The organism is Pseudonocardia xinjiangensis (assembly GCF_050948425.1).
GTDB lineage: Bacteria > Actinomycetota > Actinomycetes > Mycobacteriales > Pseudonocardiaceae > Pseudonocardia > Pseudonocardia xinjiangensis.
In genome coordinates, this window is sequence record NZ_CP192009.1 from 5,148,762 (window position 1) to 5,171,568 (window position 22,807).

The 22,807-nt window shown below is 71.7% G+C and carries 24 protein-coding genes; 11 read left to right on the forward strand and 13 right to left on the reverse strand.

Annotated features, from left to right (window positions below; all coding sequences use genetic code 11):
- Positions 1-46: 46 nt before the first annotated feature.
- From ACQPZA_RS24355 to ACQPZA_RS24365, 3 genes are all read right to left on the reverse strand, one after another.
- Positions 47-532, reverse strand: coding sequence for an SRPBCC family protein (locus tag ACQPZA_RS24355; protein WP_433274084.1), 486 nt, complete (start codon positions 530-532; stop codon positions 47-49).
- A gap of 3 nt (positions 533-535) precedes the next feature.
- On the reverse strand, positions 536-889 hold the full coding sequence (locus ACQPZA_RS24360) for an ArsR/SmtB family transcription factor (RefSeq protein WP_169393751.1): 354 nt from the start codon (positions 887-889) through the stop codon (positions 536-538).
- A gap of 64 nt (positions 890-953) precedes the next feature.
- Positions 954-1,403, reverse strand: a complete 450-nt coding sequence (locus ACQPZA_RS24365) for a hypothetical protein (RefSeq protein ID WP_433274087.1) — start codon at positions 1,401-1,403, stop codon at positions 954-956.
- Between the two features lie 202 nt (positions 1,404-1,605).
- Here ACQPZA_RS24365 and ACQPZA_RS24370 point away from each other — a divergent pair, with 202 nt between their 5' ends.
- Genes ACQPZA_RS24370 through ACQPZA_RS24380 form a run of 3 tightly spaced genes read left to right on the forward strand, consistent with a single transcriptional unit; the run spans position 1,606 to position 4,298 of the window.
- Positions 1,606-2,313 (forward strand): DUF969 domain-containing protein, encoded by a 708-nt coding sequence (locus ACQPZA_RS24370; protein ID WP_433274089.1) that lies wholly within the window; start codon positions 1,606-1,608, stop codon positions 2,311-2,313.
- Entirely contained in the window at positions 2,300-3,268 is a 969-nt protein-coding gene (locus ACQPZA_RS24375) for a DUF979 domain-containing protein (protein WP_433274091.1), read from the forward strand. Before ACQPZA_RS24370 ends, ACQPZA_RS24375 begins: the two co-directional genes overlap by 14 nt.
- Entirely contained in the window at positions 3,255-4,298 is a 1,044-nt protein-coding gene (locus ACQPZA_RS24380; protein WP_433274093.1) for a DUF2891 family protein, read from the forward strand. The genes ACQPZA_RS24375 and ACQPZA_RS24380 overlap by 14 nt, the downstream gene beginning before the upstream one ends.
- Before the next feature lie 85 nt (positions 4,299-4,383).
- On the opposite strand, the gene ACQPZA_RS24385 is transcribed toward ACQPZA_RS24380, so the two are convergent.
- The gene (locus tag ACQPZA_RS24385) at positions 4,384-5,595 is read right to left on the reverse strand and encodes an MFS transporter (RefSeq protein ID WP_433274095.1); all 1,212 of its coding nucleotides are present in this window, start codon (positions 5,593-5,595) and stop codon (positions 4,384-4,386) included.
- 57 nt (positions 5,596-5,652) lie between these two features.
- Complete coding sequence (locus ACQPZA_RS24390; RefSeq protein WP_433274097.1) at positions 5,653-6,042, reverse strand: hypothetical protein; 390 nt, start codon at positions 6,040-6,042, stop codon at positions 5,653-5,655.
- An 84-nt stretch (positions 6,043-6,126) separates the two neighbouring features.
- Here ACQPZA_RS24390 and ACQPZA_RS24395 point away from each other — a divergent pair, with 84 nt between their 5' ends.
- A complete protein-coding gene (locus ACQPZA_RS24395) occupies positions 6,127-6,384 on the forward strand; it encodes a type B 50S ribosomal protein L31 (protein ID WP_169393757.1) in 258 nt (85 codons plus the stop codon).
- Positions 6,385-6,423: 39 nt separating this feature from the next.
- On the opposite strand, the gene ACQPZA_RS24400 is transcribed toward ACQPZA_RS24395, so the two are convergent.
- The gene (locus ACQPZA_RS24400; RefSeq protein ID WP_433274100.1) at positions 6,424-7,275 is read right to left on the reverse strand and encodes a metallophosphoesterase family protein; all 852 of its coding nucleotides are present in this window, start codon (positions 7,273-7,275) and stop codon (positions 6,424-6,426) included.
- A 116-nt stretch (positions 7,276-7,391) separates the two neighbouring features.
- Here ACQPZA_RS24400 and ACQPZA_RS24405 point away from each other — a divergent pair, with 116 nt between their 5' ends.
- Complete coding sequence (locus tag ACQPZA_RS24405; RefSeq protein WP_433274102.1) at positions 7,392-8,714, forward strand: cytochrome P450; 1,323 nt, start codon at positions 7,392-7,394, stop codon at positions 8,712-8,714.
- Positions 8,715-8,721: 7 nt separating this feature from the next.
- On the opposite strand, the gene ACQPZA_RS24410 is transcribed toward ACQPZA_RS24405, so the two are convergent.
- Positions 8,722-9,192 carry a MarR family winged helix-turn-helix transcriptional regulator gene (locus ACQPZA_RS24410; RefSeq protein WP_312858862.1) on the reverse strand — a complete coding sequence of 157 codons (471 nt, stop codon included), beginning with the start codon at positions 9,190-9,192 and terminating at the stop codon, positions 8,722-8,724.
- Positions 9,193-9,251: 59 nt separating this feature from the next.
- Here ACQPZA_RS24410 and ACQPZA_RS24415 point away from each other — a divergent pair, with 59 nt between their 5' ends.
- On the forward strand, positions 9,252-9,626 hold the full coding sequence (locus ACQPZA_RS24415; RefSeq protein WP_433274104.1) for a cupin domain-containing protein: 375 nt from the start codon (positions 9,252-9,254) through the stop codon (positions 9,624-9,626).
- Positions 9,627-9,719: 93 nt separating this feature from the next.
- On the opposite strand, the gene ACQPZA_RS24420 is transcribed toward ACQPZA_RS24415, so the two are convergent.
- The 3 genes from ACQPZA_RS24420 to ACQPZA_RS24430 form a co-directional block, all read right to left on the reverse strand.
- Positions 9,720-10,772 carry a phosphotransferase family protein gene (locus ACQPZA_RS24420; RefSeq protein ID WP_433274106.1) on the reverse strand — a complete coding sequence of 351 codons (1,053 nt, stop codon included), beginning with the start codon at positions 10,770-10,772 and terminating at the stop codon, positions 9,720-9,722.
- Positions 10,773-10,937: 165 nt separating this feature from the next.
- Positions 10,938-11,345: a DUF3037 domain-containing protein gene (locus ACQPZA_RS24425; protein ID WP_433274108.1), complete on the reverse strand. Its 408-nt coding sequence runs from the start codon at positions 11,343-11,345 to the stop codon at positions 10,938-10,940.
- Positions 11,342-12,193 (reverse strand): HipA family kinase, encoded by an 852-nt coding sequence (locus tag ACQPZA_RS24430; RefSeq protein WP_433274110.1) that lies wholly within the window; start codon positions 12,191-12,193, stop codon positions 11,342-11,344. The genes ACQPZA_RS24425 and ACQPZA_RS24430 overlap by 4 nt, the downstream gene beginning before the upstream one ends.
- A 139-nt stretch (positions 12,194-12,332) precedes the next feature.
- Between ACQPZA_RS24430 and ACQPZA_RS24435 the strand changes: the two genes are divergently transcribed.
- Positions 12,333-13,730, forward strand: coding sequence for a nucleobase:cation symporter-2 family protein (locus tag ACQPZA_RS24435; protein ID WP_433274112.1), 1,398 nt, complete (start codon positions 12,333-12,335; stop codon positions 13,728-13,730).
- On the opposite strand, the gene ACQPZA_RS24440 is transcribed toward ACQPZA_RS24435, so the two are convergent.
- Positions 13,731-15,557 carry a thiamine pyrophosphate-requiring protein gene (locus tag ACQPZA_RS24440; protein ID WP_433274114.1) on the reverse strand — a complete coding sequence of 609 codons (1,827 nt, stop codon included), beginning with the start codon at positions 15,555-15,557 and terminating at the stop codon, positions 13,731-13,733. It abuts the gene before it with no gap.
- Positions 15,554-16,078, reverse strand: coding sequence for a DoxX family protein (locus ACQPZA_RS24445; RefSeq protein ID WP_433274116.1), 525 nt, complete (start codon positions 16,076-16,078; stop codon positions 15,554-15,556). The genes ACQPZA_RS24440 and ACQPZA_RS24445 overlap by 4 nt, the downstream gene beginning before the upstream one ends.
- Positions 16,079-16,362: 284 nt before the next feature.
- On the opposite strand from ACQPZA_RS24445, the gene ACQPZA_RS24450 reads away from it, so the two are divergent.
- The 4 genes from ACQPZA_RS24450 to ACQPZA_RS24465 all read left to right on the forward strand — a co-directional run bounded on the left by ACQPZA_RS24450 (position 16,363) and on the right by ACQPZA_RS24465 (position 21,097).
- Complete coding sequence (locus ACQPZA_RS24450) at positions 16,363-17,610, forward strand: threonine synthase (protein WP_433274118.1); 1,248 nt, start codon at positions 16,363-16,365, stop codon at positions 17,608-17,610.
- 97 nt (positions 17,611-17,707) lie between these two features.
- On the forward strand, positions 17,708-18,487 hold the full coding sequence (locus tag ACQPZA_RS24455) for an ROK family protein (RefSeq protein WP_169395219.1): 780 nt from the start codon (positions 17,708-17,710) through the stop codon (positions 18,485-18,487).
- Positions 18,488-18,498: 11 nt separating this feature from the next.
- On the forward strand, positions 18,499-20,172 hold the full coding sequence (pgi, locus tag ACQPZA_RS24460; protein WP_433274120.1) for a glucose-6-phosphate isomerase: 1,674 nt from the start codon (positions 18,499-18,501) through the stop codon (positions 20,170-20,172).
- 67 nt (positions 20,173-20,239) lie between these two features.
- Entirely contained in the window at positions 20,240-21,097 is an 858-nt protein-coding gene (locus ACQPZA_RS24465) for a phosphatase PAP2 family protein (protein WP_433274122.1), read from the forward strand.
- A gap of 78 nt (positions 21,098-21,175) precedes the next feature.
- On the opposite strand, the gene ACQPZA_RS24470 is transcribed toward ACQPZA_RS24465, so the two are convergent.
- Entirely contained in the window at positions 21,176-22,669 is a 1,494-nt protein-coding gene (locus ACQPZA_RS24470) for an alkaline phosphatase family protein (RefSeq protein ID WP_246267344.1), read from the reverse strand.
- Positions 22,670-22,807 lie beyond the last annotated feature (138 nt).

Here is a 22,807-nt window from a genome sequence, read left to right on the forward strand (position 1 = left end):
CGGCGACGCCCCCATCGCCGCAAGGCCGCTCAGCCAAGGCGTCACGTCAGGAGGCGATGAACTCGTCGATCTGGTTGATCGCAGCCCGGGAGCCCTCGATGACACCCATGTCCAGCACCTTCTGCAGCCCTTCCGCGGTCTCGTACCTGCCCACGTACGTCGCGCGCGTGCGGCCGTCGTGCTCGGTGAAGCTGTAGACGTTCGTCGAGACCGGCATGGACGGGTTCGGGGTGAAGTCCATGTCGGCGAAGCCGTCCTCGAACGAGAAGCTCCGCGGCTCGTCGACGGCCGTGATCTTCCAGTACCCGGCGAACTTCTCACCCTCCGGGCTGGTCATGAAGTAGTTGACCCGGCCGCCAGGGGTGAAGTCGTGCTCGACGACGGTCGCCGGGTGCGACGGCGGACCCCAGACCTTCTCCAGCTGGCGCGGGTCTGCGTAGACCTGCCAGATCCGCTCGACGGGTGCGGCGAACTCGGCGGTAATGGTCAGGGTCAGGGCATCCAGGTCGTGCGTGACGTCGGTGACGGGCATTGTTCAGTCCTCCTGGTCGGGATGGGTTGTGGTGTCGAATGCGATCAGCTCGTCGATGCGCGCGATGCGGCCACGCCAGACCTGTTCCAGCTCGGTGAGCATGGAGGCCACCGACCGCACCGCCCTCACGTCGCCGCTGGCCAGTTGCTCGCGACCGTTGCGCCGCTTGGTGAGCAGGCCGGCCTTCTCCAGCACGGCGACGTGTTTCTGCACCGCGGCGAAGCTCATGTCGTACTTCGCCGCGAGAGCGGAGACCGAGTGCTCCCCGGCCAGCACCCTGCGCATGATGTCGCGCCTGGTCCGGTCGGCGAGCGCATGGAACAGGGCGTCGGCCCGCTCCTCGTCGTCCTCGCTCACGGGACAAACATACAACTAATCGGTTGTACGTTGTCAAGAGGCTTCCCTGCGACCGGCTCCCCGGTCAGTCCGATGCAGCCAGGCCGTCGGTGCGCCGCGCCCGAAGGGCGGCGAGCTGGACGAGCGCGATGGCGGCCGGCGCGAAGAACAGCCCGATCGACAAGCCGGCGACCACGACGTACACGGTGAGCAGCAGCGCACACACGACGGTGAGAACCCGGATCCCGAGCGTCGCGACGTGCAGCACGAGCGGGATGGCTGTGAGCACCAGGGGCACTGCGGCGAACGTCAGGAGGGCCGGGAGGTCCGCCGCCCCGAGGCTCGTCGCGAGGAAGGCCACGCCGATCTCGCCGAGGAGGGCCAGCACGAGCGCGGCCCGAGCCGTCCACACGTCGATCCGCTCCGCCGACTCTCCCCCGCCGGCCCTGAGACCGACGACCACGGCGGCGACGAGCAGGACGAGGAGCCCGATCCCGACCATCGCGGCCACCTTCCTTCGCTCCGACGTGCGCATGCTGCCACACAGGAGCCCTGGATGTCCGGAAGATCCTGATTATGAAGAGTCACGTGAAGCGCTGATCACGAGCGCGTTTCGTCCCGTCCAGGTTGCTTGACACGACGCCTGCCGATCTCAGTACTATGTCACATACTACAGTTTTGGCGGCGCTGCCGAATTCGCGCGACCGCCGATTTCCGCTCCCCCGAAACGGAGAAGGATGTTCGCACTCATCGGCGTTGCGCTGGTGATAGTCGGGTTCGCGCTCCGCATCAACCCACTGCTGGTCGTCACGGTGGCCGGCATCGCCACCGCCGCTATTGCCGGAATCGGTCCGGTCGAGATACTCGACGCGTTCGGAACGGGTTTCGCCGGCAGCCGGTCGGTCACCACCTTCGTGATCGTGCTGCCGGTGATCGGGCTCATCGAGCGGTACGGGCTGCAGGACCAGGCGAAACACCTGATCGGCAAGCTCAGCAAGCTGACGACCGGACGCCTGCTGGCGGCCTACCTGTTCATCCGGCAGGTCACAGCGGCCGTCGGCCTCAACAGCATCGGCGGACCGGCACAGACGGTACGGCCGCTCGTCTACCCGATGGCCGAGGGGGCCGCCGTGCAGAAGTACGGCGACCTGCCCGAGAAGATGACCGAGAAGATCAAGGGACACGCTGCCGGGGCGGACAACGTCGGCGTGTTCTTCGGCGAGGACATCTTCGTGGCCATCGGCTCGATCCTGCTGATCACGAGCTTCGTCGACACCACCTACAACCTCACGCTCGAACCGCTCGCACTCGCACTCTGGGCCATTCCCACCGGAGTCGCAGCACTGCTCATACACGGCACCAGACTTCTACTGCTCGATCGGCAGCTCGCCCGGATGGCCTTCCTGCCCGCTCCCCCGAAGGGCCTCGCACGTGTTGACGAATGAATGGCTCTACTGGCTGATCGGGGCGTTCTTCATCGGCGTCGCCGTGCATATCCTGAACAATCACGAGAATCCCAGGCGGATCGCCAGCGGAACGTTCTGGGGACTGCTCGGAGTCAGCTTCGGCTATGGCACCTTCGTGCAGTCGAAGCAGGCGCCGGCCTGGATCCTCGGCATCGTCGTGCTCGTGATGGTGGCACTGGCCGGCTTCGGCCTGACCGCGAGATCGCCGGAGAAGACGACCACACCCGAGGAGCGGGCCGATTCGGCCCGCCGCTTCGGCAACAAGCTGTTCATCCCCGCCCTGCTCGTGCCCGTCGTGACGGTGCTGGTGGCCACCGTCGGACCGCTGATCACGATCGGCGGCACTCCCCTGCTCGCGGACGGGAGCGCCACCCTGACCGGCCTGGGCGTGAGCGCGATCATCGCCGTCGTGGTCGCGGTGCTGATCCTGCGGCCACCCAGCCTCGGCACGCCGCTGCACGAGAGCGGTCGCCTGCTCGAGGCGATCGGCTGGGCAGCCCTGCTCCCCCAGATGCTCTCGACGCTGGGCATCCTCTTCACCCAGGCCGGTGTCGGCAAGGCCGTCGGCACGATCGCCGGCTGGGTCCTCCCCGAGGGGTCACTGTTCGCCGCGGTGGTCGTCTACGCGGTCGGCATGGCGGTCTTCACCATCATCATGGGGAACGCCTTCGCGGCCTTCCCGATCATGACCGCCGCCGTCGGATGGCCGGTGCTCGTCCAGACGTTCGGTGGCAACCCGGCGGCGGTCTTCGCGATCGGCATGCTCTCCGGGTTCTGCGGGACGCTCGCCACGCCGATGGCGGCCAACTTCAACCTGGTTCCGGCTGCCTTGCTGGAGATGAAGGACAAGTACGGGCCGATCAAAGCGCAGTTGCCGACCGCCGGTCTGCTCCTGCTCGTCAACGTAGGGATCATGTACTTTGTCGCATTCTGACGATCGCAGGAGATGGGCCGACGGGTTCGCGGCGGTCGCGCTCGACAACCTCACCCGGCGCTACCCCTACGAGGCCCACCACGCGACGGGCAGCGCCGATGACCGCGCCCTGCCGATCGAGCTGCATCCCGCGTTCGCCACCTCCTACGACTGGCACTCGTGCGTGCACATGCACTGGCTGAGCGCGCGGCTGCTGGCGTTCGGCGTCGACCGGGATCTGGAAGCGCGGCTCGGGGAGCTCCTCGCGGGGAACCTCACCGCCGCGAACCTCCACGCCGAGGCCGCCTACCTCGCCGCGCACCCGCGCTACGAACGGCCGTACGGCTGGGCGTGGGCGATGCGGCTGGCCGTGGAGCTCACCGCGTCGCCCGTCGAGGCGCTGCGTGCCCTCGCTCCGAACGTCACGCCGCTGGTGGAGACCATCGACGAGCTGACGAGAGCGTGGCTCGAGAAGGCGGCGGCTCCCGTCCGCCACGGCGTGCACAGCAACTCCGCCTACGGGATGGTCATGATCCTCGACGCGGCTCGCGCGCTGGGGCGCACGGCACTGGAGGACGCGTGCGTCGCCACCGCACGCACGTGGTTCCTCGGCGACCGCGACTGGCCGGCGGACTGGGAACGCAGCGGCCAGGACTTCCTCTCCCCCGGGCTGGCCGAGGCCGACCTGATGCGGCTGGTCCTCGCCCCGGACGAGTTCGCCGAGTGGTGCACCGGCTTCCTCGGCACCGCGCGACCGGACAGCCCGATCTTCGCCCCTGCCGGGGTCGTCGACGAGAGCGACGGGCAGCAGGTGCACCTGTTCGGGCTCAACCTCCACCGCGTGGCGGCCGGTGCCCGCATCGCGGAGGTGCTGCTTCCCCGGACCGGGGCTCCCGCCGAGCTCGGCCGGCGTCTCGTGGCGAGCGGGCCGCAGATGCTCGCGGCCGGGATGGCCGCGAGCGTCTCGGACGAGTACATGTCCACCCACTGGCTGGCGACCTTCGCCTGGGAGGCGCTGGAGGCGATCGAGGCGGCGGCGCCGCGGGGCTGACCCCGCACCCGGCCGCGTTGCAGCAAAGCCACTTTCCTGCAACCTCGTTGCATGAACGTGGCTTTGCTGCAATCCCGAGGGCGCCTCACGAGCGCCGGTCGGCGGCGGTGCGCGGGACGCTCCCGGCGATGAGCACGGCGGCCACGACGGCAACGAGCGCGAGCACCACGAACACCGCGGGGTATCCGCCGAGCATCTCGGCCAGCGCGGCCCCGGCCCACGGGGCGAGGGCCGTGGCCAGCATCGCGGGGGCGGACAGCAGGCCGCCGAGACGGCCGTAGTGCGCCGTGCCCCAGCGGTCGGTGATCGCCGTGGCCTGCAGCAGCGTGAACAGGCCACGGGCGGCCCCGGCCAGCATGGCGGCGGCGACGAGCAGCGCCGGGGGGCCGGGCAGCACGGCGAGCAGGCCCGTCGCGAGCGCGGTGCCGGCGAGGACGAGCACCGAGCGGGTGCGCACGCCGGTGGTCGCGACCAGTCCGGCGTAACCGAGCCTGCCGAGCACCTGCCCCACCCCGCCCAGGCCGAGCGCCCACGCCGCGGCGCTCGTGGAGAGGCCACGGTCGATGAGCAGCGGAACCTGGTTCACCACCACAGCGAACGCGGTGAACGCCCCCAGCCCGACCGCGGCGACCAGGAGCACGAACTGCCGGCTGCGGGCGACCGCGCCGGGATCGTGGGCGGTCTCGGCGACGGACTCCGGGCGGGGCCAGGGACCGCGCAGCCCGAACAGGTGGGCGGGGATCGTGATCACGGCGAGGATCGCCGCCAGGACGAGGTAGGTGTCGCGCCAGTCCAGCCGCTCGACGAGGGCCGCGGTGAGCGGGGCGAAGATCGTGCTGGCCAGCCCGGCGAGCAGGGTGAGCCAGGTCAGCGCGGTGACCCGGCGCGGTCCCCACCAGCGGGTGAGGGCGGCGAAGGCGGGCTGGTAGAGCACCGCGGCCATCGACACACCGGCCAGCGTCCAGGCGGCGAAGAACCAGGGCAGCGTGGTGGCGGTCGCGATTCCCACCACGGCCGGCACTCCGAGCACCGACCCCACCGTCATCACCGGCCACGGGCCCGACCGGTCGAGCCAGCGCCCCGCCGGGATCCCGACGGCGGCGGAGACGACCAGGCCCGTGGAGAACGCGGCGGTGATCGTGCTGATCGACCACCCGGTGTCGGCGGCGATGCTCGGAGCCAGCACCGGGAACGCGTAGTAGAGCACGCCCCAGCTGGTGATCTCGGTGACGCAGAGGACCACGAGGACCCGACGGAGCCCGGCTCGGGACAGTGCGTCGGATCCCGTCGTGGTCACCCTGACCAGGCTGCACAACTCGACCGGCCCCGTCGAGATGGACCGATTGCCGGTCGCTCAGTTCAGCGGCGCCGCCGCGGCCCGGCGATGGAGATCGAGCAGGCGCGCGGGCAGCTCTGCCGGATCGAGGCGCCCGGCCCGGAGCCAGGAGGCGAGCGCGTCGACATCCGCCGAGGTCCGCAGGGGCCCGACCCGGACGGCGACGCCGGTGGGTCTGCGCCGGGCGTCACAGGCCTGCACGAGCACCACCGGCGCCGTGGCCCTCATCGCGCAGGCAGGGCCGTCGAACAGGCAGCCGGTGGTGACGAGCACGCCGTGGCGGCTCGACCGGACCGCGCTGCGCAGCACGTCGAGGAGCGGCGCCGCGACCGTCCCCTCGTCACCGGTCCCGCACCCGGTTGCGGTGCAGAGGACTGCCGTGAACCCCGTCGCAGACGCCTGGGACATCGTCCTACCCCCCGGAAACAAAATGACAATCGTTCTCGTTAAGGAGGACAGTAGCAGTCCGGAGCTCGACCCAGGGAGATCACGATGCGTCCCGACATCCACCCCGCTTACCAGCCCGTCGTCTACCAGGACCGGGCCACCGGCGACGCGTTCCTGACGCGCTCGACGGCGACCTCCGGCGACACCGTCGAGTGGGAGGACGGCAACACCTACCCGCTGATCCGGGTGGACATCACGGCGTACTCGCACCCGTACTGGACCGGCGCGGCGCGCGTGCTCGACTCGGCCGGAGCGGTCGAGAAGTTCCGTCGCCGCTACGGCGAGCGTGGCGGACGCAGCTGACGTCTCGGGGCCCGCGTCCGACGGTCGGGCACGGGCCCGTCAGGGCGCCGGCAGGATCTGACGCGGCAGCAGCTCGCTGACGGTGGTGCCGTTGCGCTCGTCGCGGGCCTTCCACTCCCGCGGGTAGCCGAGCGACGCCTCCACGAAGCGCACCCCGTCCTCCCAGGTCACCCGGGGGATGTGCAGGTGCCCGTAGACCACTGCGGCGGCCCGGAAGCGGACGTGCCAGTCGGCCGTGCGCTCGGAGCCGCACCAGAGTGCGAACTCCGGGTACGTCAGCACCCTCGTGGGGAGCCGGGTCAGCGGCCAGTGGTTCACCAGCACCGTCGGGATGTCCGGATCCACCTGCGCGAGCCGGCGCTCCGACTCCGCGATCCGCGCGGCGGACCACGCGGCCCGGTCCGGGAACGGATCCGCGTAGAGCAGGTGCTCGTCCGTGCAGACCACCCCCGCCGCGTACGCCGCCTCGAGGCCCTCCGCCGACGTCGTGGTGCCCTCGGGCAGGAACGAGTAGTCGTACAGCGTGAACAGGGGCGCGATCGTGGCCGGGCCACCCGCCCCGTCCCAGACCGCGAACGGGTCCTCCGGGGTGAGCACGTCGATGGCCCGGCACGTCTCGACGAGCAACCGGTAACGCTCCTCACCGCGCAGCGGTACCGGGTCCTTCGAGCGCGTCCACAGCTCGTGGTTGCCCGGCACCCAGATCACCTGGGCGAACCGCCCCCGGAGCAGGGCCAGCGCCCACTCGACGTCCCCGATCTCCTCCGCGACGTCACCCGCGACGATCAGCCAGTCGCCGTCCGAGGTCGGCTGCAGACCCTCCACGATGGCGCGGTTGTCCCGGTGATGGACGTGGAGGTCGCTGACGGCCAGCAGCCGCGGGATGGTCACACGTCAGTCGTACCGGACGCCGGTGCCGCTCGCGCGCGTCGGCCCCCACCCTGTCCCATCCCGGCCGCATCGCCGGAATGGGGCGGTACCGTCGATCACGAGCGATGGGGGGCACGATGCCAGGTGTAGGTGATGCGCGGCAGGCGCTCCGGTGGGGGCTGCGACACGGGCTGGTCCGGCGCACGCTCCTGCGGAAGATGCGCGACGGCGATCTGAGCGCGCAGCTCATGTTCGACCGGGAGATGATCGCCGACCCGTTCCCGCACTACGACGTCCTGCGCGAGCAGGGGCGCTTGGTCGACAACGGCCTCGTCCTCAACACGGCGCACCACGACATCGCCACCGCCGTCCTGCGCAGCCCCGACTTCGGCGTGGTCGGCGGCCCGAGCGCGCAGGCCCCCGCCGCGTTGCGGTTCGCCGTACGCGCCGCAGGCCGGGGACCGGTCGGACCGGTGGAGCCCCCGTCGATGCTCGCCGTCGACCCACCCGACCACACCCGCTTCCGCAAGCTCGTCACCAGGGCGTTCAGCGCCCGGGCCGTGGCCGCCCTGCGCAGCCGCACGGAGGAGGTGGCCGCGGAGCTCCTCGACGAGATGGCGGCGCGCGGCCACAACGCCGATCTCGTCACCGACTACGCCAGCCTGCTGCCGGCCACCGTGATCGCCGAGATGCTCGGCGCGCCCGTCGAGATGCGCAGGCAGTTCCTCGAGTGGGGCGCCGGCGGCGCGGCGTCACTGGACACCGGCCTTCCCTACCGCGAGTTCCGACGCTCCGAGCAGCAGCTCGAGGCCATGCAGAACTGGATGCTCGGCCACTTCGACCACATCCGCCGCCACCCCGGCGACACCATCCTCTCCGCACTGGTGCACGCGCACGCCGAGGAGGGGCGCCTCACCGAGGACGAGGTCGCCAGCATCGCCATCCTGCTGCTCGCTGCCGGGTTCGAGACCACCGTCAACCTCATCGGCAACGGCGCCGCACTGCTCGACGACCACCCCGACCAGCTCGCCCTGCTCCGCGCCGAGCCCGCGCGCTGGGGCAACGCCGTCGAGGAGATCCTCCGTCACGACTCCCCCGTGCAGCGGACCGGCCGGTTCGCAGGCCGCGACACCGAGGTGGCCGGCGAACACGTCCGGGCCGGGCAGGTCGTCCTGGTGCTGCTGGGGGGCGCCAACCGCGACCCGGCGGTCTTCACCGATCCCGGCCGCTTCGACATCACCCGCGAGAACGCCGACGACCACCTGGCCTTCTCCAGCGGCATCCACTACTGCCTCGGGGCGGCGCTGGCGAAGATGGAGGGCGAGGTGGCGCTGCGCGCGCTGTTCGACCGCTTCCCCGACCTCACCCTCAACGGCCCCCCGCACCGCCGTCCCACCCGCGTCCTGCGCGGGTACGACGCGATGCCGGTGCGGCTGTCCTCGGCCACGGTCGACGCCTGACGCCGGTTCAGCCTCCGCCGAACCAGCCGGGGACGTCGAGACGGAACGGGGTGGACCCGGTCATCGCACGCAGGTCGGCCTCGAGCGCGCGCAGCCGCTCCACGCCGAGCGTGTCGGCCCACTCGGCGCGCAGCGCGTCGAAGATCCGGGCGGAGCGCGCGAGGGAGTCGGCTCCACGGGCGGTGAGCCGCAGGACCTTGCGGCGCGCGTCGGCCGGGTCCGCGGTGCGCTGCAGGTAGCCGAGACGTTCCAGCGCCTCGACGTGCTTGGCGGCGGCCTGCTTCGTGATGCCCAGCCGACGGCCGAGCTCGACGGCAGTGGTGCCGTCCGGGCCGACCGCCTGCAGGACGAAGCCGTGCACGGGCCGGACGTCGGGATGACCCTGGCGGGCGAGCTCGGCGTGCAGCCCGTCGATCAGCACCCGGAACCCGAGCAGCAGGCGCAGCGGCAGCTCGAAGCCCGGCGGCTCAGTTGACACGATCGACAACCACGTTCACTATTTCGACAACCACGTTGTCCATCGTAGGAGTACCGGCCATGCCCGTCATCCGCCACGCCGCCAGCCGTCGCACCGCCACCCCGAACGCCGTGATCACCACCCATGCCTCACCCACCCAGGGCGGCAGCGCGCTCGCGGTCTGGCGGGTGGAGATGGCCGCAGGCGCGGCAGGTCCGCAGCATTCGTTCGACGTCGAGCAGGTGTGGACCGCACTCGACGGCGCCGCCACCGTGGACCTGGACGGCGAGACGCTCACCGTCCAGGTCGGCGACACCGTGGTGATGCCGGTCGGGGTGCAGCGCCGGGTGCACGCCGATGCCACGGCCGGGTTCACCGCGGTCGTGGCCGCACCTGCCGGCGCCCGGGCGACCGTGCCCGGCGGGGATCCGGTGCTGCCGGCGTGGATCGCCTGACGTCCGGACACCGGCGCCGCACCCACCGGGTGGCCACCGTGCACACGTCAGGACGTGCGCACGGTGGCCAGGGGTGTGCGTGGTGCCCGCCGGTCACCCGCCGAGGGCCGCGAGCGCGGTCTCGGCCTGACACTGCAGTGCCGCCAGGCGGGCCGCTCCGCCGTCCTGCTCGGCGGTGCCCATCACTCCCCCGGCATAGCGGCTGTACACCCCGGCGCCGATGCAAGCCGAGCGCCAGCGGGCGAAGGCCACGTAGAAGTCGAGGTGCGAGACGTCCCGGCCGGAGCGCTCGGCGTAGCGCTCCACCAGCTCGGCCCGCTCGGCGTACCCCTCCACCAGGCTCGGCCCGGTGATCGTGGGCGGCACCGCGTCGCCGGGACGGCCCCACGACGCGATCAGCCACCCCAGGTCGGCCAGCGGGTCGCCGAGCGTGGCGAGCTCCCAGTCGAACACCGCGCGCACCCGGCCGTCCGGACCGACGGCCAGGTTGCCGAGCCGGAAGTCACCGTGCGCGATCCGCACGTCCGACGGGGGCAGCGCCGCCGCCTGCTGGACCAGCCGCTCGTGCACGGCGTCCACTGTGGACAGATCCGGCACCGCCGACTCGTGCACCTGACGGTGCCAGCGCCGCAGCTGCCGTTCCAGGTAGCTCCCGGAACGCCGGAAATCCCCCAGACCGACCGCGTCGGGGTCCACTGCGTGCAGAGCGGCCAGGACGTCGACGGCGTCGAGTCCCGCGGTGCGCCGGGGCGGGCCCGGATCGAGCCGGTGTCCCGACGCCTCGTCGCCGAGCACCACGCCGTCGACGAACTCCATGAGATAGAACTCGGCGCCGATGACGTCGGGGTCGGCGCAGTAGGCGACCGGCGGCGCCACCGGCACCGCGGTGGGCGCCAGCGCCGCGATGAACCGCCACTCGCGGCTCATGTCGTGGGCGGTGGCGAGCACCATGCCGGTCGGCGGACGCCGCAGCGCCCAGCGCCCGCCTGCGGCATCGGTGATCCTGTAGGTGAGGTTCGAGTGCCCCCCGGAGATGCGCTCGATGCCGACGGGCTCGTCGCCCACCGGCAGCTGGGGTACCTCGGCACGCAGCCACTCGGTCAGGGGACCGGGCGGCACGGCCTCGATCTCCGGTGATCGGCTCATCCCGCCATCCAATCCCCCCACCCCCCACCCGTCGCAAGGCCACCTCCCCCACACCCCGCCACGGGCCGGCCCGGCGAATCCCGGCGGAAGGGCGACTCGCGCACGGAAAACGGGCGACTCGCGGGTCAGGAACGGGCGACTCGCGGGGGTGTGTGCTCGGCTAGGTCAGGGGAGGGGGAGGACCAGGGCGGCCAGGAGGCGGTCGAGCTCGGCCTCCGGGTCGGCGGTGAGGCCGGTGTGCACGGGCCCCGCCTGCACGATCGTGCTGCGCGGAGCGGTGAGGCGCCGGAACCGGCGGCCCCGGTCCTCCTCCCCCGCAGGTCCCGCGTAGCGGGCCGCCTCGGTGCGACCGTCGCCGCACAGCGCCGCCACCGCGTCCAGGGCGCGGGCGATCACCGTGCCGTCGGCGGCGGGGTCGAGCACGCACAGTCGCTGCGGGTCGAGGTGCACCCGCGCCCCGAGGTAGTCCAGCGGACGGCAGTACAGCAGCACGCCCGCGTTGAACGACTCCCCGCGCTCGATCCGCGGCACCACCCGCAGCACCGCGTACTCGAAGGCGTGGCGCCCCGTCATGCCCGGCCCTGCCCCTGCGTCACCCAGAACGGGGGCTTCGGTCCGCGGGTGGCCGGGGGCTCGCCGTGCCCGTCGCGGCGGGCGTCGACCGCGGCCCGCACGCCCGGGAGCCATGCCTCGCGCGCGTCCCGCCGGGCGAGGAGCGCAGCGACGAAGGCCGCGCGGACGTCGTCGGGACCGGCGAAGCCCGGTTCGTCGGTGAGCCACTGGGCGGGCACGGCGTCGACTGCGGCGCGCAGCAGGTCGGCGGTGACCCTCGGCGCGAGCACGGCGTCGGCCGCGTCGAGGTCGGGCGCGGAGCCGAGGAGCACGTGGTCGGCGGCGTCGTACGGCCTGCGCACCCACCCCTGCGCACCCGACCAGGCGTGCTGGAACGTCAGCGTGGCCCCGTGGTCGATCAGGTAGGGCGCGCCGTGCCAGAACAGCATGTTGACGTTGCGCCACGAGCGGTCGACGTTGCCGACGAGCGCGTCGAACCACAGCACCTGCCCCGCGAGCTCCGGGCCGAGGGCGAAGGCGGTGGGGTCGAGGTCGAGCGCGCCCGGCAGGAAGTCCATACCGAGGTTCAGCCCCGGGCTCGCCCGCAGCAGCTCCTGCACCTCCTGGTCCGGCTCGGAGGCGCCCAGGGCCGGGTCGAGCTCGACGGTGACCAGCTCCGGGACGGGCAGGCCCAGCCCGCGGGCGAGCTCCCCGGAGACGATCTCCGCGACGAGGACCTTGCGGCCCTGCCCGGCCCCGTGGAACTTGACGACGTACGTGCCGAGGTCGTCGGCCTCCATCAGGCCGGGAAGCGACCCGCCTTCGCGCAGCGGCGTGACGTACCGGATGGCCGTGACGTGCCGCAGCATCCGCTCACCCCCTGCTCCGAGACCCGGGTCGCCGTCGGCGCCATCCTCGCACCCCGCCGCGCGCGCTCTCTGGCGCGTCGTCACGCCGCGTTAACGAACGAGATCTACGGTCCCTCCCAGGATGACGAAAGGCGGCCGCATGACCGACGCGCAAGCCATCGGCGGGAAGAGCCCGGTCGACGAGGTGCCACCAGCGGGACGGCTCCTGGTGCTCGGCGTGCAGCACGTGCTCGTGATGTACGCCGGGTGCGTCGCCGTCCCGTTGATCGTCGGCAGCGCGCTGAACCTGGACACCCGCACCATCGGGCTGCTGGTGAACGCCGACCTCGTGGTCGCCGGCATCATCACGCTGATCCAGACCCTGGGCATCGGGAAGATCCTCGGGGTGCGGCTGCCCATCGTCACCGGCGCCACGTTCACGGCCGTCACCCCGATGATCCTGATCGGACAGAACTTCGGCCTGGCCGGCATCTACGGCTCGATGATCGTCTCGGGGATCTTCGGGTTGCTGATCGCGGTGCCGTTCTCGCGGATCATCCGGTTCTTCCCGCCCGTCGTGACGGGCAGCGTGATCACGATCATCGGGCTCTCGTTGATCTCGGCGGCGGCCGGCCTGATCGCGGGGAGCGACTCGACGGCCCCGGGCTACGGCGCCGTTCCCGGGCTCGCGCTCGCCGGGGGGATCGTGCTGCTCATCGTCCTGATCACGCGGTTCGTGCGGGGCTTCATCGGCCAGATCGCGGTGCTCACCGGGCTCGTCGTCGGTGCGCTCGTGGCGATCCCGATGGGGCTCACCGACTTCTCCGGAGTCGCCACCGCGCCCTGGTTCGGGGTGTCCACGCCGTTCCTGTTCGGGGCGCCGCAGTTCCCGCTCGCCGGCGTGATCTCGATGTGCGTGGTGATGCTGGTGATCTTCGCCGAGTCGACGGCCGACATGCTCGCCGTCAGCGAGACGATCGGCGAGCCCCTCACACCGGCCCGGATCGCGCGCGGGCTCGCCGCCGACGGCTTCTCCGGCGTGCTCGGGGGCGTGCTGAACTCGTTCCCGGACACGATCTTCGCCCAGAACGTCGGGCTGGTACAGCTCACCGGTGTGCGGAGCCGGTTCGTCCCCGCGGTGGCCGGCGCAATCCTCCTGCTGCTGGGCCTGGTGCCCAAGTTCGGGGAGGTGGTGGCCTCGCTCCCCGGACCGGTGGTGGGCGGCGCGGGCCTGATCATGTTCGCCACGGTGACCGCCGTCGGCATCCGGACCCTGCACAAGGTCCGCTTCGACGGCACGAACAACCTGATGATCGTCGCGGTCTCCATCGGGATCGGGATGCTCCCGGTGGTGGCACCCTCGTTCTACGAGAAGCTGCCGGCGACGTTCGGGATCATCGTCGGTTCCTCGATCACCTCGTGCGTGATCGTGGCCTTCCTGCTGAACCTGCTGTTCAACCACCTGCCGTGGGGACGGCCGCCGGGCCAGCCGCCACTCGCCGACGTCGGCTCGGCGGCCGCAACCCGCCACGTGGTGGATCCGCGGACCGACGGCTGATCAGCCGGCCCGGTGCGGCAGCAGGGTGGCTGCCGCCGTCGGCACACCCCGACGCAGGATCCCGCGCCAGTCCGAGTCGCCGCGGATCACCGCGGTGGCGGTGTGTCGGGCCTGCTCCAGGGTGAACTGCGGCGGGATCATCAGCTCGGCCGGATCGACGACCGCGTCGATCACGGTCGGGCGGTCGGCGGCGAGCGCGGTGTCCCATGCCGCGCCGACCTGCGCCGGATCGTCGACGCGGATCCCGTGGAGCCCCAGCGTGCGGCCCCATGCCGCGTAGTCGACGTCGGGCAGCAGCTGGCTGTCGTCGAACTTCGGCCTTCCCTCCTCGGCGCGCTGCTCCCAGCTGACGAACGACAGGTCGCGGTTGTTGAGCACGAGCAGCACGAACCGCGGATCCGCCCACTCCCGCCAGTACTTCGAGACCGTGATCAGCTCGTTGACCCCGTTCATCTGCATGGCCCCGTCGCCGAGCAGGGCGAACAGCGGGCGGTCCGGGTGGGCGAACTTCGCGGCGATCCCGTACGGCAGGCCACCCCCCATCGACAGGAGCGTGCCCGACAGGCTGGCGAGCATCCCCGGGCGCAGGTGCAGATGCCGGGCGAACCACGCGGTGACGGTGCCGCAGTCCACGGCGATCATCGCGTCGGCGGGCAGCCGCTCGTCGAGCTCGGCGAGCACGAGCTGCGGGTTGACGGGGTCGGCCTTCTGCTCGGCCACCTTGCGCTGGGCCGTCCGCCACGCCGCGGTGCGCGTGGCGATGTCGTCGCGCCACTCGGTGGGCGGCGTGTGGCCGGCGAGCAGGTCGAGCAGCGCACGCAGGGTGGGCGCGGCGTCACCGGCCAGGTTGACCTCGGTGGGGTAGCGCAGGCCCAGCTGGGCGCCGTCGATGTCGATCTGCACCGCGGGCCGGCCCTCCGGTGGGTAGAACTCGCCGTAGGGCATGTTCGACCCGACGATCAGCAGCCGGTCGCACTCCTTCATCAGATGCCAGCTCGGCCCCGTGCCGAGCAGGCCGATCGAGCCGGTGACCCAGGGCTCGCGCTGGTCCACCACGGGCATCGCGAGCAGCGCCGTGGCCACGCCGGCCCCCAGCCGCTCGGCGATCGCGGCGACCTCGGCCTCGGCGCCGTACGCGCCCTGGCCGACGAGCATCGCGACCTTCTCCCCGCCGCGCAGCAGCTCGGCGGCGGCACGCAGGTCGGCCTCCGGCGGGATGGTGACCCGGGTGCTCGGCGCGTTCGAGGTGGCGAAGTGGGCGTGGCTGTGCGGCGGGTCGAGGACGGCCTTCTCGTCCTGGATGTCGTTCGGCAGGACCAGCACCGACACGGTGCGGTGGGCGAGCGCCGTGCGGCAGGCCCGGTCGACCAGGTGGCGGACCTGGTTGGGGTCGTCGAGCTGGGCGAGGAAGCCCGCGACGTCCTTATAGAGCGCCAGGAGGTCGATCTCCTGGTAGTAGCCGCCGCCCTGAGCGGTGAGAGCGGTCTGCCCGACGAGCGCGACGACGGGCTGGTGGTCGAGCTTGGCGTCGTACAGGCCGTTGAGCAGGTGGACTGCCCCCGGCCCCGACGTCACGAGCGCCGCGCCGAGCGGCCCACCCCCGTACTTGACGTGCGCAGCGGCGGCGAAGCCTGCGGTCTCCTCGTGCCGGAGCTGCACGAACCGCGTGTCGGGCCGCCGCTGGAGCGCCGAGGTCATGCCGTTGATGCCGTCGCCCGGGTAGCCGTAGTAGTGCCTGACACCCCACGACGCCAACCGGTCGACCACGTGGTCGGCGACGGTGGGGTGACGGGGCTGGGCCCCTGTGGCGGCGGTCTGCGGCGTCATGCCCCCTGGTTGCCCCCCGCGGGACTGCGCCAAAAGGTGTCTTCCGCCTCAACGGCGTGGCGCGTGGGAGACGGGGGCGCCTGCACGTCGGGCTGCTGGTGCTGCCGGGTGCGGACGATGTGGTCGATGCTGAAGCGGCCGGGGCCGGTGGCGGTGATGGCGATGAGGCCCGCCGCGATCACGCCGACTAGCTCCCACCCGCCGTTGGCGACGAAGATGCCGTTGGGGATGTGGACGAAGATCGCCGCCCCGCCCATGATGACCAGCATCAGAGCGCACACCACCGGCGTGAGCGCTCCCGCTATCAGCAGCGCGCTGCCGACGAACTCGACCACCGTCACGAACGACGCGGAGACGATGGCGAGCGGGATGCTCAGGTTCTCGAACCCCTCGGTGGTGCGGCCGATACCGCTGATGACCATCTTCTGGTAGCCGTGGGCGAACATGACGACGCCGATGAGGATGCGTGCCAGCAGCAGTGCCACGTCGCTGGCAGGCGGGGGCAGGGGACGGTGCAACATCAGGTCCTCCGAAGCGCTGGGTGATCAATCTGATCCGGGTAGTGACCACCAGTGAACCCGACGTAGGCGGTCGATCACCCGACGTCACACGGATGCCTCGACGGCTGGGTGGTCATGCGCGATGAGCAGCGGACATAAGGGACCGAGTGCCCATCTCGACGTTTTCGCGTCCGACCGTCGCGCAGGACGGGCCGCTCGCCATGATCTTCACCACATCGTGTCGGCGCATGATCAGGACGAACGTCACAGTTGACGCGCTCGTCGCAGCAGGATTGCCTGCCGTCGTGGTTCTTCCTGCGGCCCCCGCCCATCCGACGACGTCCTTCTCCGCCCTCTCGCACCTCGAGTGCTCCCGTGACGGCTCCCGCCACGACGCCGACGTCGTGCAGGGCACCTCCCCGCTCGGTGCTCCCCTGCTCGCCCGCTACGACCTGCAGCGCGCGGCCGCCACCGTCACACCGGCAGAGATCGCGACCCGCCCGCCGGACCTGTGGCGCTACCACGAGCTCCTGCCCGTGCGGGACCCCGCACACGTCGTCACCCTCGGGGAGGGCATGACGCCGCTGCTCGACCTGCCCCGCCACGGCGCCCGGCTCGGCGTCCCGCGCCTGCGCATGAAGGACGAGGGCCTGGTCCCCACCGGGGCGTTCAAGGCACGCGGCGCCGCCGTCGGGATCTCGCGGGCGGCGGAGCTGGGCGTCACGGGGATCGCGATGCCGACGAACGGCAACGCCGGCGCGGCATGGGCGAGCTACGCGGCACGCGCCGGGATGGGCGCGCTCATCGCGATGCCCGTCGACGCGCCCGTGATCACCCGCCGCGAGTGCGTGGTCGCCGGTGCCGAGCTGTACCTGGTGGACGGGCTGATCGGCGACGCCGGGCGGTTGATCGCGGGGGCGGTGGCCGCGCGCGACGGCTACCAGGACACGTCCACCCTGCGCGAGCCCTACCGCATCGAGGGCAAGAAGACGATGGGCTACGAGATCGTCGAGCAGCTCGGCTGGCGGGCACCCGACGTCATCCTCTACCCGACGGGCGGGGGCGTCGGGATCATCGCGATCCACAAGGCGCTGCTGGAGCTGCGCGAACTGGGATGGCTGACCGGTGACCTGCCGAGGCTCGTCGCGGTGCAGGCGACGGGATGTGCGCCGATCGTCGACGCGTTCCACGCCGGGCGCACCGAGAGCACGGCCCCCGTCGACGCGCACACCGTCGCGTTCGGCATCACCGTGCCGAAGGCGCTGGGTGACTTCCTCGTGCTCGACGCGGTGCGGTCCACCGGCGGTACCGCGGTGGCCGTCACCGACGAGGACCTGCTCGCCGCGCAGGCTGCGCTCGCCCGCGACGAGGGCACCTGGGTGTGCCCCGAAGGAGCGGCGTGCTTCGCGGCGGTGGGGCAGCTGCGGGACTCCGGCTGGCTCGACGGCAGCGAGGACGTCGTCGTGCTCAACACCGGGACCGGGCTGATCTACCCGGACACGGTGGCGGTCGACGTGCCCACCCTGGCGAAGGACGGTGCCATCCCCGGCTGACGTCCGGCGTCGATCCCCTGTGGAGCACTCGCCATGACAGTCGCGACCGCACCCGGCTACGGTGCGGTGGGGGCACGGCACGAGGAGGACCACGGGCATGGCTGGACCGCTCACACTGGCAATCGACGTCGGCGGCTCGGGGCTCAAAGCCACCGTGCTGTCGCCGGAGGGCGAGATGATGTCCGAGCGCGAGCGTCGCGAGACGCCGTACCCGTGCACTCCACCGGTGCTGCTCGACGAGCTGACGACACTCGCCGGCACCCAGCCCGCCTACGACCGCGTCTCGGTCGGCTTCCCCGGGGCGATCCGCCGAGGCCGGGTCCGCGAGGTCCCCGCCTTCTCCCGCCACGGGCCCGGTCAGCAGCCCGACCCTGAGCTGGTGTCGCAGTGGACCGGCTTCGAGCTGGAGACGGCGCTCGAACAGCGGTTCGGGAAGCCGACGCGGGTGGCGAACGACGCCGACGTGCAGGGCTGCGCCGTCATCTCCGGCCACGGCATGGAGCTGGTGATCACACTCGGCACCGGCGTCGGGTGCGCGGTGTTCTTCGACGGCATGCTGCTGCCGCACATGGAGCTCTCGCACGGGCGCTTCGGGCACGGCCACTCCATCGAGGTGGCCTGCGGCGACAACGAACGGCACAAGGTCGGCAAGGAGCACTGGCGCGAGCGGGTGATGGACGCCCTCGAAGCGCTGGAGGCGATGGTGCTGCCCGACCACGTCTACGTCGGCGGCGGCAACGCCAAGCGGCTCGATGCGGACAAGCTCGGACCGAACCGGACACTCGTGCCGAACATCTCCGGCCTGCTCGGGGGCATCGCACTGTGGGACCGCAGCATCGGCGCCCAGGAGAGTGTCCCCACCCCCGCCAAGTCCTGATACGCGGCAGGATGGCGGACGTGCCCGCAATCGACATCACCTCCACCGCCGAGTGGTCCGCGCTGGCCGAGCACCACGAGGCCGTGGCCGGGTTGCATCTGCGTGAGCTGTTCGACGCCGACCCCGACCGCCCCGCCGCCATGACGGCAGCAGGCGCCGACCTCGTCCTCGACTACTCCAAGCACCGCATCACGCGCGACACGGTGCCGCTGCTCACCGCGCTCGCCCGCGCCGCCGGCCTGCCGGAGCGCACCGAGGCCATGTTCTCGGGCAAGCACATCAACACCAGCGAGGACAGGGCGGTGCTGCACACCGCACTGCGGCTGCCGCGCGACGCCACCCTGCAGGTCGACGGCCAGGACGTGGTGGCCGACGTGCACGCGGTGCTCGACCGGATGGGCAACTTCAGCGACGCCGTGCGCTCCGGGAAGTGGACCGGCCATACCGGCGAGCGGATCCGCGCCGTCGTCAACATCGGGATCGGCGGTTCCGACCTCGGACCCGTGATGGCCTACGAGGCCCTGAAGGCCTACGCCGACCGCGACCTCACGATGCGGTTCGTCTCCAACATCGACCCGACCGACATCACCGAGGCCACCCGTGACCTCGATCCAGCCACCACGCTGTTCATCGTCTCGTCCAAGACCTTCACCACGCTGGAGACGCTGACCAACGCCCAGGTCGCACGCCGTTGGCTGCTGGCGGGGCTCGGTGGCGACGAGTCGGCCGTGGCCAAGCACTTCGTGGCGGTCTCGACGAACGCGAAGGAGGTGAGCGCCTTCGGCATCGACGAGGACAACATGTTCGGGTTCTGGGACTGGGTCGGCGGGCGCTACTCCGTCGACTCCGCGATCGGGCTCTCGCTCATGGTCGCGATCGGCAAGGAGCAGTTCGGGGAGTTCCTCGCCGGCATGCACGCGGTCGACGAGCACTTCCGCACCGCGCCGCTCGAGGAGAACCTGCCGGCCATCGCGGGGCTGCTCAACGTCTGGTACGTCAACTTCTTCGACACCCAGACCCACGCCGTCCTCCCCTACAGCCAGTACCTGCACCGGCTGCCCGCCTACCTCCAGCAGCTCACGATGGAGAGCAACGGCAAGTCGGTGCGCGGCGACGGCAGCCCCGTCACCACCACCACCGGCGAGATCTTCTGGGGCGAGCCGGGCACCAACGGCCAGCACGCCTTCTACCAGCTGCTGCACCAGGGCAAGCGGCTCGTCCCCGCCGACTTCATCGGGTTCGCCGAGCCCAACCACGACGTGTCGGTGCCCGACGGCGGCACGAGCGGCGACATGCACGACCTGTTCATGTCCAACCTGTTCGCCCAGACCTCGGCGCTCGCGTTCGGCAAGACCGCCGAGGAGATCGCGGCCGAGGGCACGCCTGCCGAGATCGTTCCGCACAAGGTGATGCCCGGGAACCGGCCGTCGTCCGCGATCCTGGCGAGGAAGCTGACCCCGTCGGTACTCGGCCAGCTGATCGCCTTCTACGAGCACGTGACGTTCGTCGAGGGCACGATCTGGGGCATCGACTCGTTCGACCAGTGGGGTGTGGAGCTGGGCAAGGTCCTGGCTCGGCAGCTGGGACCGGTGCTCTCCGACCCGGAGGCGCACACCGGCGGCCTCGACGCCTCGACCGCGGCGCTGGTGCGCCGGTACCGGGAGTGGCGCGGCCGCTCGGTGTGAGGCCTGGTCGACCGGAGGGCATCCGGCCCGGCGGGCCGGATGCCACCACGGCGACCAGGATGGAGCGATGAGGCACGTGCAGGACGAGGACGGCGGCGACGGCACGGCCGGCGGCACGGCCGGCGGCACGGCTCCGGCCGGGGGCCGGGCGGCCAGGGGCGACGTGGTGCCCGGCAACGCGCAGCGCGTCGACCGCGCCGCGCCGGCGGGTCGCGCCGCCCCCGTACCGATCGACCTGGCGGCGCCCGCCGGACTCCACGAGCACCTGCCCCACCCGGCAACCCGCCCGGGGCTCGGCGCGCTCGTCGCGGTGCTGCTCTCCTTCGCCGCTGCGGCGGGGCTCTACGCCTCGTTCGTCGGCTCCGGGCCGGCCCTGGCGGACGGGGCACTGCTGCAGGACTCGCTCGAGATCCGCTCCGGCGGCCTCACGGGCCTCGCCGTCGTCGTCACGAACGTCGGGAACACGACGTCGATGGCCGTGCTGGCCGTCGCGGTGGGCGCCTGGTGCTGGTTCGCGGGGCGCCGTGCCGACGCGGTGCTCGCGGTCGGCGCGATGGCCGGAGGCGCCGCCCTCTTCCGCACGCTCAAGGAGGTGCTCGACCGGCCGCGGCCACCCGCCGCGCTCCGGCTGGTGGAGGCCACGAACGAGTCGCTGCCCTCGGGGCACGCGACCATGTCGATCGTGGTGATCGGCACCGTCGTCGTGCTCGCCTGGGCCCGCCACGCCGCGACGACACGGGCGGCGCTGGTGTCGGTGGCCGTGGTGTGGGTCGGAGCCGTCGGGGCCACCCGCATCTACCTCGGGGTGCACTGGTTCAGCGACGTCGTCGCGGGCTGGCTCGTCGGGGCGGCCTGGCTCGCCCTGTGCGTCGCGCTGTGGAGCTGGTGGCGCACCCGCCACCCGGAGCCCGCACTGGTGGAGTGACCCCGGGGGAGTTCAGGAAAGCCACTTTCCGGAACTGTGAGGGCCTGAAAGTGGCTTTCCTGAACCTGGGCCGGCGCCCTACGGCACCTGGGGACGGCGTCCGGGCTCCTGGCGCGGCATGCTCTGCTTCCCGATCGGCGCTGCGGGCGGCGGGAGGGTCGCGGCCTCGTACTGGGCCAGGTTGTACTGGCCCGTGGTGTCCGGCAGCAGCGGCGACTCCGCCGCCCTGTTGAACCGGAAGACCGAGGTCAGGTCACCGACGGCGCTCCGCCGCCACGCGCTGATGTTCGTCTCGATCACACCGGTGACCTGCTCCAGCAACCGGAGCTGCGACGTGTGGTCGAACGTCTCGGAGCAGACGTAGCCGCCCACCGTCCACGGCGAGACGACGATCGCGGGCACCCGGAAGCCGAGCCCCACCGGCAGCCCGCCACCCACCTCCCCCGTCACCGAGGTCTTGGTCACGAACTCGTCCGGCGTCCCGGGCGGCGGGGTCGGCGGCAGGACGTGGTCGAAGATGCCGTCGTTCTCGTCGTAGGAGAGGACGAAGACCGTCTTCGCCCAGACGTCGGGGTTGGCCGCGATCGCGTCGATCTTGCCGGCCACGAAGGTGGCGCCCGCTGACGGCAGGTGGGCCGGGTGCTCGTCGAACTGTGACGGCGGCAGGATCCAGCTGACGGTGGGCAGCTTGTCGTTCATCGCGTCGTACTCGAACTGCCCGACCGGCGTCGGGTCCATGGCGTGTTTGGCCAGGTCGGAGCCGGGAGCCGCCTCGTTGTACTGCTTGATGTGCTGGATCGCGGGCAGCCCGGTGGCCCCGCCCGGTTCGTGGTAGATCCGCCAGCTCACGCCGGCCTTGGTCAGCCGCTCGGGGTAGGTCGTGAACGAGTAGGCCCCGTTGGGGGCGCTGGTGGTGAGCGACGGGCCGCCGGCCACCCCGTTCGGGTCGATGGTGCCGGCCATCCACATGTGCCGGTTCGGCCCCGTCGGCCCGAGTACCGAGCAGTGGTAACCGTCGAGAACGGTGAACGCATCGGCGAGGGCCCACTGGAACGGGATGTCCTCCCGCGTGTAGTAGCCCATGGTGAACGGGCCGACATCGTTGCCGTCGGCCGCGCGGTGGGCGGGCAGCCAGTTGTCCATCCGGCCGCTGTTCCACGCCTGGTGTTGCACGACCCAGCCGTGGTCCGTCGACGGGACGGCCTGGCCCGAGCTGATCCGGGTGTTGAGCCGGAAGGGCATCAGGTAGCCGTCCGGGTTGCCGGGATCCGGCTGCTGGAACACCGAGCGGCCGCCACCGATCTGCATGGCGTGCGGGTCACCGAACCCCCGCACACCCGGGAGCATCCCGTAGTAGTGGTCGAAGCTGCGGTTCTCCTGCATGAGCAGCACGACGTGCTTGATGTCCCCGAGCTTTCCGCCCTTCGGCGGCGGTGCGGCGAGCGCCTGGCGGACGTTGGCGGGCAGGGCGAGGGAAGCAGCCGCGAGGCCGCCTGCCGCGGCCGCCGAGCCGAGCAGCCGACGGCGCGTCATCCTGGGTGTCGGACGTGACGGTTCGGGGTTGTCAGTCATCGAAGGTCCTTTCACAAATCGGCCGATGGCCGCAGGGGGAGCACTTCGACGCTCGTTCGTGCGCATGACGATCACGCCCGCCGGTGGATGTCCGCGGGCCGAACTTCAGCTGAAGCTGTTCACGCCTTGCAGAAAGAT